This window comes from Deinococcus betulae (genome assembly GCF_020166395.1).
GTDB lineage: Bacteria > Deinococcota > Deinococci > Deinococcales > Deinococcaceae > Deinococcus > Deinococcus betulae.
Window position 1 is genome coordinate 58072 of the sequence record NZ_JAIQXU010000016.1, and the last position, 13663, is coordinate 71734.

5 protein-coding genes and 1 pseudogene are annotated in these 13663 nt (G+C 61.3%); all 6 read right to left on the reverse strand.

Annotated features, from left to right (window positions below; genetic code table 11):
* Positions 1-56: 56 nt before the first annotated feature.
* Positions 57-3812, reverse strand: a complete 3756-nt coding sequence (locus K7W42_RS12850; protein WP_224575136.1) for a helicase-related protein — start codon at positions 3810-3812, stop codon at positions 57-59.
* A 44-nt stretch (positions 3813-3856) separates the two neighbouring features.
* On the reverse strand, positions 3857-6151 hold the full coding sequence (locus K7W42_RS12855; RefSeq protein ID WP_224575137.1) for a DISARM anti-phage system protein DrmE domain-containing protein: 2295 nt from the start codon (positions 6149-6151) through the stop codon (positions 3857-3859).
* Entirely contained in the window at positions 6151-8208 is a 2058-nt protein-coding gene (locus K7W42_RS12860; RefSeq protein ID WP_224575138.1) for a hypothetical protein, read from the reverse strand. Before K7W42_RS12860 ends, K7W42_RS12855 begins: the two co-directional genes overlap by 1 nt.
* A 123-nt stretch (positions 8209-8331) precedes the next feature.
* Positions 8332-8829, reverse strand: a pseudogene (locus K7W42_RS12865) (DDE-type integrase/transposase/recombinase); the annotation flags it as partial.
* Between the two features lie 414 nt (positions 8830-9243).
* Positions 9244-10398: a PDDEXK family nuclease gene (locus K7W42_RS12870; protein WP_224575101.1), complete on the reverse strand. Its 1155-nt coding sequence runs from the start codon at positions 10396-10398 to the stop codon at positions 9244-9246.
* A gap of 509 nt (positions 10399-10907) precedes the next feature.
* Positions 10908-13658, reverse strand: coding sequence for a hypothetical protein (locus K7W42_RS12875; protein ID WP_224575139.1), 2751 nt, complete (start codon positions 13656-13658; stop codon positions 10908-10910).
* Positions 13659-13663 lie beyond the last annotated feature (5 nt).

A 13663-nucleotide genomic window follows, 5' to 3' on the forward strand; every position in this document is an offset into this window, starting at 1 on the left:
GTGCTCTGATCAGCTGATGAAAGGTGAAGTTAGTTGCTGCACCTGGCGCTGCGCGATCATGACTTCCCCTTCTTGAACCACTGAAGTTTGTCGTACTCGGTGTTGATGGGCCAAAAAGGCACGGGGCGTTCCACATCACGCAGGCTGGTCATGGGTTTGGGGTTTAGGGCGTCGCCGAGTTTGCTGCTGCCGGCCACGACGCGCTGTTGGCGGAGCCGAGCGAGGAGTTCGTCAAAGGTCTCGTCAACGAGGGCGACCTGGGCAGCTTCTAGGTCTGGGTCGTAATTGCCTTGTCCGAGTGCCTGGGCACCGCGCAAGTGCGCGCGGGTGCGTTTGAGCTTGTCGTGTTCTATCCATGTCAGGGCACCGGTGAGTTCCTTGAGCCGGCTCTTGCCGCCTTCCTGAGGCACGCCGATACCGTAGATCAGCCCGGAGACCGTGCCGGAGATCGTCCGGCGGATGGCCTGTTTGGCGAAGCGGTTGACGGGGACCGGGGTGACCATGCGGTCGAGGTGGCGGTGATACTCGGAAAAGCGGTTGTAGATGCTTGCGGCGCGCAAGTTTCGCGCGGGGAGCACGACCACGACCAGGCCGACTTTCTTGCGGCCCGAGCGGCTGGATGCCTGGATGTACTCAGCGGTCTCGGCAGGGTATTTTTCCATGACCATCAGGTTGCAGCGTTCCAGGTCGACGCCGTGGCTGATCATGTTCGTGGCGATGAGCGCGTCGATGTGTTTGCTGTTGGTCCATTGTGGCGGGGTTTCGATGCGGTCGATGACGGCGGCGATATCCCCGGCGGTGGAGCGGGCGTTGAGGTACTCGGTTTCGATGGTGCGCTGGTCCTGCAGGATGGTATTACCGGATTCCTTGAGTGCGTCATTCACACGCGTGCCACTGGTGAGGCTGCCGACGTAAGTTAGCGTCATGGCGTAGTAATGGCGCAGCGCGGCGAGTTCGTCCGGTGTGGCGGTCTCACTCAGGGACGCCAGGGCGCTCGTTTCGTTCGTGAAGAGGCGAGTGGCGGTCTCACCGAGGATCTTCGCGCAGCGCGAGGCGGCGTCGGTGGACATGCCGCTGGGCCTGAATGCTAGAAATACCCGGGCGGTCTTTTCCACACCGTCGTGCTGATCAATGCGGGTGTAAAAGTTCTCGTGCCGCTGGTAACCACGACTAGGGAAGCGTCGGGCGCCCTTGACGCCATACAAGTGCCTGGCTTGGTGTTCGAAACCTTCAACGGTGGCGGTCGCGGCGATGACCTTGGCTGGATGACTGCCCGGAACCTGCGATTCACAGTAGCGGATTAAGGTCTCGTAGTGCCCAGCGAATGCGCCGAGTTCCTCTTGCAGAAGGTGCAGTTCGTCCTGGATATGGAGGCTCGGGGAGGGGTCGTAGGGCGTGATGATCTCACGCTTGGTGCCTTTCTTGCACTCGTAGAGACAGAAGTCAGTGTTGCCATACCCGTGGCCCTTTACCGTGCACTTCCACTTCGGTCCAGCCCAGAGGATCCCGAATTTCTCCTGCATGCCGAGCGTGGCGGCCTTATCAACTGTACCGACGATCATGGCGGGCAACGTACGGTAAATCTCGCTGTCGGTGATGACGAGCGGCAAGTGTTCCTTGCATGTCTTGCACTGGTGGTAAAGCCGCAGGACGTCGGGCTTTGCGATGAGTTTCACAGTGCCTTTGCCGTCGCACTTGGGGCAGTCGGCGACCATCCGGAAGGGTTCGAGGTCAGTTGGGGTGGCGTGCTGCGCGAACCATTCGGCATTGGGGTTGTTCGGCGTGGTAGTGGAGCCCACGAAGTACCCGAGAAGGAGCGGATCGCCCACCGGTTTGGGATCCATGCTGTTGAGCTCGACCTGCGCCTCGTACACCATCGTCACAGCGCGTTGGAGCTGTTGGACGCTGAGCATGCGCAGCGGGAAGCGCAGCCAGGCGGTCACGCCCATCTGCTTGCCGCGCAGGCGGTCGTAGAGCATCGCGCAGCACACCAGGCCGAGGTAACTCTCGGTCTTCCCGCCGCCGGTGGGGAACCACAGGACGTCCGCGATCTGCAGGTCGTCCACCCAGTCGTGGTGATGGCCGAGGTGGTCTGACCCGCCGCTCACACCTTCGCGCAGGGCGAGGGCAGGGAGCTGCGTAACGATATACGCGATCTGGAAGAGCCGCCAGCGCGCAAAACCTTTGGCGGAGGCTATGCGGCCCATGGTCCGGTTCATGCCCTGGAAAGCTTTGAGGAGGGCCGGCTGGGCCTTCAGTGCGGCGATCCCAGTGGCGAATCGGGCCACCTCGCCTTTGAACAACTCGAAGTCAGCTTCGCAGGCGACCAAGGCGTCTGGGGGAAGTTTTAGGCTATTGGAGTCTAGGACGGTGCCCCGCCAGTACATGACCTCGGCCTGCATCGCCTGGTGGATTTCACCGAGGCTCTCTAGGGGCTTCTCGGCGAAACGCGAGAACTCCGTTGGCAGATGGTCTTTCGTGGTCAGGCGGGGTTGGTCGAAGCGCGCCAGGGCGTGCGTGCGGAAGGTACCATGGTCCTTATCCACGGTGACGGAGGTGTTGTGCCCGACGCCCCAGACTTGGCGGTCGTATTGGTAGTCGCGCGGCACAGGGAGGATCTCAATGGGCCGGACCTGCCCGCGTTCCACGTCGCCCCAGAGTTTCGCGTCAGCGAGGATGTTCACGTTATTCTGCGTGCGCTGCTCGGTGTTCATGGGTGTGTCGTTCGACAGGTACAGCGACACGCGCACGTCTCCGTTTGCCTGCGGTTCGGTGCGTACGGTCAGGGACGCCTTCAGGTGCGGCTGGGTCTGCTCCTCTCCCCTGGACACGGCCTTGGCGAGCGCGGCTTCGAAGGCAGCCTCGCTGGCGAGGTCCTCCTCGCGCAGAGGCGCGCCGGAGCGCGTGGCGAGGGACTCCCTGTGGGCAGGGCGGTTGCGCAGGGCCTCTAAGATCAACCGGTCGAGTTCCGCCTGCACCCGGGGGCGCTCAACTGTGTCCCCGCTTCGCGTGGCGTCGAGGTCGAACTCCAGTCCACTGAGGGTGAGCGTCTGACGGCGCAGCGTATACGCGACCGTCATAGCCCGCTCGGGCGCCCCACCGCGTTTCTTCTTAGGAGAGGCGGTCGCGGTTACCTCGGGCGAGGCCACAGCCGACGCAGGTGTGCTGCTCGGCACAGGGCGGGCGGCTTTATACTCGCCTCCCAGGGAACGCAGCTGTTCGGCGTAGGTGGGCAGGTGCGCCGTGTAGAACGCGAACGACAGGTTCACGCGCAGTTTCACCCGCCCACCCTCAGGGCGCAGCAGCAGTTCGCAGCCGAGGGAGGACGCTGGCCGGCGTGCGACAGTGCGGTCGTCAGCCGACTCCACCGAGGCTGGGCTGGGACTGTCGTCTGGAGAGTCGTCGGTCTCTAGGATGGAGATGGCAGGGTCAGCCTTTGTGGAAGCGGAGGTGCGCGTCGTGATGGACACGGCTGCGTTATCTTCCGGTTCCCCTTCCGCAATCTCCGTGTTGTCGACGGTTTCCTCGGCTTCCTGATCGGTGCCAGTGGCTTGGGCGACTTCCGGGTCCTGCCAGGGGGTGAGCACGCCGAGATGGCACATGTCAATGGGGAGGTAGTTGATCAGGACGGGGTCGTCGCTGCCGGAGAGGGCCGCTTCAAGGCGCCGGGCGAAGAGGTTAATGACCTCGATTTCCTGCGGGTAGCGGGTGTTCAGGTGCGTGGGCACGGTCGGCGCAGGGCGGGCCACGGCACCGGTTGCAGAGAATTTCGGGGTCGGCTCAGGGATTGTCGGGCTGGATTCAGGCGTCATGCGGGGTATACCTCCAGGGCGGCGGGGAGCGATTTTGAGGTGGGTTACGCCGTGACGCGCGTTACGTGGGTAACGATGCGCAGTTCAGCGGCATCGAGCAGCTCGGCGAGGTTGCGGTCAATCTTGCGGGCGCCGTTCATCGCCTCGCGATAGTTCTCGCCGGTGGCGATGGCGCGCAGCACGCGATGCAGGGCGCGACCGGCAGTGCGGTTGCGGCCGCGCATGCTGCAGATGACGGTGAAGGTCTGCTCGATCAGGTCTTCCTTGGGATAGACGCCGCTGCGCACTGCGAGGAGCTGCATGGCCGAGAACTGCTGCGGATCGGAGCCAAACTCGGCAAGCCAGCTGCGCAGGGTGCTGTAGTCCTCGGTGAGTCCGGCGGCGTTGAGGTTCCGCCAGAGGGCGCGGACGTTGGGGTTCTCGGCATTGAGGCGGTTTTTTGCGGCGGCCCAGAGTTGCAGCAACAGGCGCTGGGTAGGGGGGAGTTTGCCGTCAAGGACTTCAATGAGGCGGTCAAAAATGGTGGAGTAGGCGTCGTCGACCATCACGATGACCTGCATGCCGCAGGTGACGTCCGTGGCGGGGATGCGCAGAAGTTTTCGCGTGGCGGGGTAGAAGACGTCCATGTGGGAGCTGACGGGCACGTTGATGGCGCCGTCGTCAAAATGCACGGTGAGGTGAGGCGTGAGCGGACTGCTGGAAGTGTTGCGGCCGTCGGCGCCTGGCGTGCGGGCGTGAAGAGCTTCCAGGGCGGTCTGCGCAGTGGTGGCGAGGTCGTCAAGGTCGAGGGTGACGTCGATTGGCGCTTCGATGAGGAGTTTCAGGGGCGCGCCCTGCAAGTCGAGGACGCGCAGGGCGGGCCGGGGCGTGGGGGTGGCCATGACGCCATTTGGGGTGGGGACGTTTAGGGCGTGCAGGGCTGCGCGCAGGGGCTCGCAGTGCTGGGCGCTCTCGGCGGCGTCATAGTGGGCACGCAGCTGGGCATTCAGCAGGGGCAGCTCATGCGGGTAGAGTAGGTAGTCGTGCTCATGCGCGGGGTAGAGGCCGAGCATGCCGCCACGGCCATGCGGGTACCCAGGCCAGATCACACGTCCGAGCGAGGTGAAGTGGGAGCGCCGAGCCAGGGCAGAGCCATGCAGAAATTCGAGTGTGCCGCTCAGCACGGCGTCCAGCAGCGCAGGGTTACGGACAGTCATAGTCTCGCGCAGCCCTTCGGTTTCTGCTTCGGTGGGGCAGACGACCTGTAAGGGGACTGCGAGACAGGGGGCTGTAAGGAGCGCCTGGAGCCGCTGTTCCAGTGCGGTGTACTTGGCACTCTGAGCGCGGACTTCGAGTAGGGCGTAGACGCCTTTGAGATCCTGAACGAGTCGCCTCCAGGGCCCCTGCAGGGCGGCGTCGGACAGGTCTGCGTCTTCTAGAGCGTCAAGCTGATCGCGGAGCATCATACCGCCCCAGCGGCGTCTGGCGGCACGTTCGTACTCGTGGAGGGGCGTGATCATTAGGCGCAGCCGGTGATAAATCCGCCACGCTTCGAGAAGGCTCTGCGGCACGGGGCGCATCAGGCCCATGAGCTGACGGAGGCCTTTGCGGACCCGTTCCAACGTGGCATCGAGGTCGGCGTCGTGGGTGACGTAGGCGGTGCTGTACAGGCTCGCGCTGGGCGGAGCGTTCAGGCCCAGGGCGCTGGCCGCTGCGGCCAGCGCGCCGGGGTACCAGGGCCAAGTGGCTGTGGCGGGGAGACTCTGGGTGTGATGGTAGCCGTGCAGTGGCGTGACCAGGAGGCGCAGGGGGACCTTCTCTGTGGCGCGCAGCAGCTCCGGGAGGCGCGCTTCGGTCTGCGGATGGGTGGCGTCGATGACGGCCGCGCCTATGCGGCGGGGCAGGTCGGGGAGGCGGGCAACCCAGCCGGGGTTGGCGAGGAGTACGTGGGGGTGCTCGCTCGTGAAGGGCTGGTAGCGGCTGAATGACTCGTGCGGCCAGAGTTTCGTGAGAGGCATTCCGTCGGCTACTTGGAGAGCGTCGAGGCGGTCAGCAGCGTTACCGATGCCAGGCGTGATGAGCAGCACATGCCCGGAGAGCCGGGACCCACCGCGGTTCTTGTGGAAGACATCGGCTACAAGCAGCCCGGTGGCGGCGCTCAGGGCACTGTAGTCACCGGGCGGGACGAGTAGATGCAGAGTGGTAGCCTCGCACGGCGGAGGGCCGCTCAAGAGCCGGGCGGCAAGGGCGGCGCTAACGCGCCCGTGGGCGGGCGTGGCCCGGGGCAACACGCGCTTGAGCAGCGCCTGGATAAGGAGGTCTTCCCGGGCGAGATCTTGCAGGGCATCTGGCCAGGGCATCAGCTGTTGATTCTTTCAGCCTTGAGGCCCTGGCCGCTGAGAAGGTTCTGGAAGAGCGTATCCAGGCGGGGTTCGCCACACTGGTGCACGGCGCGGGCGAGCGCGAGGCCGACGGTGCGCAGTTCCTGAGCTTCCTGGCTGTCCCCAGCGTGCGCGATCAAGGGTTCAGGCGGCTCGACCGGCTTGCCTGACTCGCTAGGGTGCTTGGTTCTGGGACTGCACTCGATAACGAGGTCGTGGAGCATGCCCTTACCGCCACGCTTGGAGTGATCGGCGTCGTTCTCGGCGCGGGTGATGGCTAGTGCGTCGACCTGCAGGCCCGCGCCGCGCAGCGCCCCAGCGAGAGCCTGCCATGCCTGGATCTTGCGATTGTGGAAGGTTAGGATGATCTTCCCGCCAGGCTTGAGGGTGCGCCGGGCCTCGGCGAGCGAGCGCTGGATGGTCTTCTGGTAGTCGCCGCCACTAACCTTGCGGGCGCTGTTCGGCACAGCTTCTTGCTCGTGGCGGTATTTGGGGAGCTTGGCGTACTGAGCAAGCCAGACGTGGAAGAGTCTGGAGAGTTCACCGTACTGCACGTCGTCGAAGTACGGCGGGTCGGTAAGCACCAGGTCGACCGAGCTGCCCGGGAGGCCCTGGCGGACGCTGGAACCGATAGCGATGTGGCACCGCCCGCTGATAGGAGGGCGGCACTGTCCCCGCGGGCGCACCGCCACGCGACGTACCTGCTGCCACTGGGGGAAGGTGTCCAGCGCCCATGCGAGGGCCTTGCGGGCGGCTTTGAGGCGCCTGGGGAGAGTGCCGCGGCCAATCGGGGAGGCGAAGTTCGTCTCAACCACGAAGGTGGTGTGGGCATAGTGGTGGTTGGCGAAGCCTTCGAAGACCTTCTGGTGAAAGCGGTCCCAGCGGCACAGATACGCGGGCATCTCGGCGAGGCCGATCACGGCGTAGGCGAGGCGGTCGCGACAGGCTTGGGAGACGTCGAGGTCCCGGGTAAAGCGCAGCGCTTCGAGAAGGTAATGCGCTTGCCGGGGCGTGTACAGGTCACCCCAGGTGGAAAAGCCGATCTGCTTTAGGCGCTTGGTTTCCAGGTCATCGGGCATGGCAACCTGGACTTCTTCGGGAAGAGAGAACGGATCAAGGAGAGGATCGTCGTCTTCGGGGAGGCGCAGGGTGGTTGTCAGGCCCTTGGAATGTTTAACCTCCTGCACAAGTACGGGCTTCCAGCGGCTGCCGGGCAGGAACGCAGCGAACAGAGCGCAGTGCCCGCAGTGCACGCAGGTCTTGTGGGTGTGGCCGCGCCGCTGGGGCACATCCGCCTGCCCACAACTCGCGCAGGGCAGGCGACCGTCTGTGACGGGGCGCCTCTCCACGTGCCCGCACGCCTGACAACCGAAGTACCCCTCTGTGGGAGATGCAGAGAGTTCGGTTTCCTGGGCCTCGTCAGCCTTCCCTTTCCCTCGTGTCTTTGCAGGCTGTGGGATCTGAGTGACGAGGTGCTCAGGGAAGAAACTCACGCGACCCTCGCAATCCGGACACTGGCCCTCGCGGACATAGAAGATGTGCGAGAGCACCCGGCCGTCCTCGCGGGTGTAATAATGGTCCAGTCTTCTCAGGTGCTCGGTCAGAGCAGCGGCGGCGGCGTCGAATTCCGCGAGGCTGCAGCTGGCCAGGCTGGCCTTCAGGCCCAGAGCCGGCCAGGGGTAGAGATCCTGCGCGTAGGCTGCCAGGCCGCGCCGGGCAGCTTCTACGCCGACCGTTCCGCCGCCCGAGAAGATGTCCGACACGACGAAGCCCGCATCGCCCCCTGGGTTGGCAGCGTCAATGATCGCGCCCATCAGGCTGTGCGGCCGCCGCGCCCACCAGCGGAACACTGAGATTGACGGCGTGTACACGTGGCGGTTCTTCTGCTCTTTTGCCACGGCTGCTTCAATCTCCAGCCAGCTCAGACGTGAAAGCACGGTGCCTGCAGACGCAGTTGTCGCCGCTTCTGAAGTAATAACGTCCAGGGACCCAGCATGACCGGTGGGCAAGCTGGTACGGCGATGGTCTAAGGTCATGCAGTTTCAGTATAGGCGTCTGTGTGGGACTTCTTGCCGCAAATTAGCCCAACATGGAGTGTCGGGGGGTTCTGGAAACTTAATCTCAGTGGGGCCGGAACCGCGGAGTAGGCGGCTTGATTCTCAAGCCGCCTGCTGCAGTGCCTCTTTCCAGAGTCGGAGCGCCCCGGTTTGGTTACGCCGTCGAAGGTCGGCGGGAGCGATCGTTCGGGTGTGGCGGTAAAGGTTCGAGACTAGGGCATGCAGGGCAAGGAACTCTTGCGTTCGCCGCCCAAGTTTGAAGCCCAGTTGGCTTCGCTCCTGCTGCCGTGTGGGTCGATGTGATTGCTCGACAAGATTGTTGCAACGCGCTGCGGAAACGACATGAACGTGCTCCACGACGTGGAGCACAGGAAGTTCCCGAATGGCCGCCCCACAGTTCCAGAGCTTGTCGGTGTGGACGATCTCTGGGACCTCGTACTCACTGAGCAGCCGCGTGAAGAAGGACCTCGCTGCCCGGGTGTTGCGGTATTGCTGAAGAAGGATGTCGCGCACGGCGCCATTCTCATCGACGGCTTTCCAGAGCCAGTGCCTCGCCCCACCGACCTCAACGCATACCTCGTCCAAAAACCACCGCGAACCCGGGGGTGTTTTAAGGAAGCTGCTACCAAGTGCAAAGTGAAATGTTTTCACAAGCAGGGACCTGAGAAAGTACCTGCTTCAAGCAGTGTCGGCACTTTCTTCAAGTGCTGCTTGGGCATTTCTGGAAGCAGACCAGGTGGCAAGTGGCTTGCCAGGCCCGAAGTGCCATCGCTCTTGGCCTATCCGGTCCTTCCAACTTTTGAAGTGAATCATCGCCTGCCGCGTCCTACAGGAGAAATTCGTCACTTCGCGTTTCTTCAAACACCCCATTTTGTCGCAACTCGGCCTGGACGCCCACTTCCACGAATTGCACACTATACCGTCCAGTCCGCTGAATTTCGGCCTCAAAGCCGTTTAAAACTGTCCGGACCATTGGAAGGATCTCCGGTCGTCAGTTAGACCATCACAGCTGCGTCAAGGCATCTGTGGGCCGGCCTCGGGGAGTGCTTCGGCGCTGTCGAGGCTGTCGAGCAGCAGGGTCATCACCCGCTCCAATGCCTGAGGGGACGCTGGGTGCAGAGCGCTAAACCGCACCTCCCATTCATTCTTCCGGTCCCCGGCCCGGGCTGGATCCTCTAACTGTCGGAAGACCTCCAGCAGTTCACGGCACCGCGCTGGCTGGTCAAACGGAGGAATGGCCGGAATGACCGATTTATTCAGTGAGAGTGTGCCATCGCTATAGAGGTACATCAGGCTCTGTGAGGAAGCCGGATGACGGAGCTGAACGGAACCCATCTTCTGGCCCCGGCCCCACTTCACCTCTACTTGCCGGGCAGCCGCCACGTCCAGCAGGCGATGCATCAGAGTGAGCCCCACCAACTCACCACGCTCAGTCAGCTGCGCCGCCAGTCGCGCCTGCGTCCAGACCTCGCCCGGCTTCGAGCTGGCGGTAAGGCCTGGTTTGCGGTCCTGCGCCCTCACGCTCTGTCCCACCACCTGCGGGACCAGCACCTGCGCGCCGCCTCCACGGAACTGCCGCACCTCGACGCCCAGCACCTCGATCTGCGCGAACGCCCCATTCAAGAACTCGATCACCCGCCGCAACTCCGGTGGGATGAGGTCCGCCACGAACAGCAGCCGCAGGCGACCCTCGCTCAGGTTCTCCTCGGCCCGTGCCCAGAAAGTCTCCACGTCGCCATCCCAGATGGACTGCACTTCCTGCACCGGATCGAGTCCCTGCGCGGCGCAGCGGCCCTCGAAGGCCGCCCGCAGCCGCGAGCCCGGCCAGTACCTGCTGGCGTGCGCTGCGTAATCCAGCATCTGCCCAATGACCTCGCGCCGAATGCGGGTATCGGTGCTGCGCTTGACCTCAATCAGGGTGGGGCGCGCGTCCTGATCCAGAAACAGGTGATCAAGCGCCCAGCGGCCCACACCGTCCAGCTGGTCGGGCACGGCAATCTCTGCCTCGATCAGCAGCCAGCGGCGGGGCGAGCCAGCGTCGATCTGCTCGCCGGCTAAGAGCGCCGGGTGGGCGCTCAGCAGGTCCTGCAGGATGGCTTCGGAGTCGTAACGTTCCTCGCGCATCTGGGTAAGTTGCCCTCCCTGAACCTGGTAGACGATGCCGTTCACCCGATCAGCATAAACATCAAGTAACAAGGGGGGGTTTTAAGGAAGCGGCTACGAAACGCGAAGTGACGAATTTCTCCTGTAGGACGCGGCAGGCGATGATTCACTTCAAAAGTTGGAAGTACCGAATAGGCCAAGAGCGATGGCACTGCGGGCTTGGCAAGCCACTTGCCACTTGGTCTGCCTCCAGAAATGCCCAAGCAGCACTTGGAGAAAGTGCCGACACTGCTTGAAGCAGGTACTTTCTCAGGTCCCTGCTTGTGAAAACATTTCACTTTGCACTTGGTAGCAGCTTCCTTAAAACACCCCCGACTAGGGCCGCAGCAGCCACGCGGCTTGATGGCCTGAAGGCCGGCCAACGCCACCGCCGCCCCAGTGGCTGGGGCGGCGGTATGGAGTGTGGCCACCTTGAGCGGCGTGATCGACGGCATCCAGTGGCCTTCACCGGGCGCCCTAGCAGGCGCAACGGGTTTGGTTGAGAGGCTGCCCTTCACCTACTGTGAGGATAAGAACTACGCCTTAGGTGGTGCCCCTGGCCGGTAAAGCGGCCTGAAGTCCCCTATGTAGCCTCGCGCCAGCTGCTGATTGACAATGATGTTGACAGCACGGCCCACTTCAGGCGAATCATCCTCTCGGACTTGCTCCAACAGCTGCTTGACGTAGCGTACAGCCATGCCGTCCAGAGGCTGCGCTTCTACCAGGAGGGCGATGATGTTCAGAATAGTGTTCCGCTCTGTGTCTGGGAACTCAGTCAAGGTCTTAATCAGGATGAAATCGTTTTGCCCACTTCTGGGTAGGCCGGCGATGCTCCTCAATTCGTTGAGGCGCCATGACAACTCAATCTGGGAATTTCCCAGCAGCCAAACGAAAGAAGCACGAATCTCCCGCTGGTCTTCCTCAGGTCGTGCAGGGAGGACGCCGCTTTTGACCGCTGCCCACAACTGCTGAAGATTGGCGACATACGCCCTGACATCGCCATCTGTCCGCTCCAAGGCTTGTCCCATGAATGCGAAGAGATTGGCCAGAGCAGCACCCGTCGTTTTCCTTAGGAAATGCTCCAACAGTTCATCTGGTTGACCAAACGTAATTAAGCCACGAACGAAGAACATTCCGATATGTTCGGCATACTCTTTCTGGACCTGCTCATTGGTGTCCCAGATGGGTGAAGCCGCACCGAGGTCCTCACGCGCATACTGAGCGTAACTGGACCGCAACAATTCAAAGACGCGACTGTAAAAGCGGTTCCATTGAAGGTGCGTACTCCAGGTGGCCGAGGAGCGCCAAGGCACAGCCCGGTCAAACAGGATTTGGGCCAGCTTGGCCGCGTAGGCCGCGTCGTGATACTCAAACCAGGGCAGGGTCGGTACAACAGCAGCGGCAACAGCGCCTGACCGTTCTCGGTTTAGGTGATTCAAAATCAAGGTTTGACCTTCATCCAGCACTCTCTGTAATTCTGGGTGGTCGCCCTTTGAACGGCCAGTCTGAACCATGCCCAGGAAGCGAATCAACGCGTGCATGACTTTTCCGCGGGTCACATTGAGAGAGCGGGTAAAGGCGTCACCATAATCGCCCAGATTTTCTATCTCTGAATCTGGGGGTGGATCTGGATCAAGCAGTGCTTTGGCAAGGACGGCGCCAATGGCCTGGGCTTGAGGCAACAACTGGTCGACAATGTCGTCACGCTTGAGGGCCTTTTCTAAATAGTCGGCCATGGTGCCGACGCAGAAGGTCCAGTCTCTCACGCTGGGCTTCTGCTGGGATTGATTGCACACAAAGTCGAACATTTCGAGGTAGGACGTCCATATGGGAACGTCTTTTACATCGTTTGACCTGTAAGCGTCCAGAATGTGCCACAGGTAGGTGGGATCGATGGTTTTGAGAAGGTCTGTGTGCCGGAGATACTCACCCGGGCGCTGAATCGCATCTTGTCTGACCACGTCGGCCAGGCCTTCAACCCGCAGGTGCGGCTGATCAAACCAGTCGTCTCCAGTGGAGGGGGCTTCCCCCTGAAGAAGTTGAATGACTTCAGGAATGCTCTTGGCGGCCAACATATCGGTCGTGACAGAGCTTGACGTGCCCTCCCGAGTCCGCATCTTTGGGCCGCTCTCGCGCTGTTGGCTGTGCAGGGTCTGTAACCTGTCCCATTCGACTTGAAGGTCCGGGGAAAGGTGGGGCGCCAGTCGGCTAAGTCTGCGCAGGAGGACGCGTTCAGCTCGGCCCTGGGCATAGGGGTCAGTCTCTGCCAGAAACCGCGATTCAACGGCCAGAGGAGTCGTCACCCAGGACCAGACCGTGCGCTGCGCCTCTCTTGAAAGGCGTGGAAAGTGAACTCGAACGGCATCTTCATATTCGGGAAATTCTTCAAAGGCGAAGCGGTCTAAAAGGGCCTCTTCAATAAATGTCTGGGGTGCATTCGGCTGCGCAGCCAAGAGCAACAAACGCAGGCGCGTGAAAAGTGCTTGCGGACGACTTTGGAGACTGAGCCAGGCGTCTCGAAACTTCACGTCAGACGGATTCGTGTTCAGTTCATCTTGGAAAGCTTTCAACAAAATCGGCAATGCCTCATCCTCATGAGGGCGTTTAGTCTGATTTAAATGGGTAAAACTTGTGAAGCTGAAGCGGGAAAATCGTTCGTACTCTTCTGATTGATTAAATTCTGCCAGTAAATCTAAAAGTGTGGAGATGAACCAACTCTTTTCTGAGAGCTGGTTTTTGTTGTTATCTAAGAATTCGCGATACTCCCAGGCGCTGATTTTGGGTCTGGGATCGGAGTATTTCAATTTCTCGCTGTATCGTGGTGATAAGAGATAGCGTGTAAGATATTCATCCAAGCCTTGAGGATTGGGGTGACCCAGTAAATCACCCACCAGTCCCCTAATCTCATACATGGTGTAGTCTTTCTCAGTGAGATCCCAAGTTTCGATTTTGGAAAGTAACACCCTTTGTGAATTTCTAGGAAGCTTGCGGAGAATCTGAGTAAAGAACGATTGAGTCTGAGGAGTATCAAATTGAAGATTCGCAAGGATTCTTACGATGTCATCAAAATATAAATGGGCAATGTTATAGAGATAAGCTAGACGAGCAGGGTATCTCTCTATACTTTCTTGGAAATAGCAATTTTCCCTGAGAAGAGCAGGAAGCCAATCATAGCGTTGCAGATTGTGAAAAAAGTAATCATTGTATACTTTGTGATTGATAAATTCAAGGAACTGAGTAAGATCGCCAGGTGGCGCATCTTCCAGAAGTGCGTCAAGTTTGTCCAAGATAT

Excerpts from the sequence above, each read along its gene's own strand:
- K7W42_RS12850 (WP_224575136.1), bottom strand. The coding sequence starts at position 3,812 with ATGACGCCTGAATCCAGCCCGACAATCCCTGAGCCGACCCCGAAATTC.
- K7W42_RS12855 (WP_224575137.1), bottom strand. The coding sequence starts at position 6,151 with ATGCCCTGGCCAGATGCCCTGCAAGATCTCGCCCGGGAAGACCTCCTT.
- K7W42_RS12860 (WP_224575138.1), bottom strand. The coding sequence starts at position 8,208 with ATGACCTTAGACCATCGCCGTACCAGCTTGCCCACCGGTCATGCTGGG.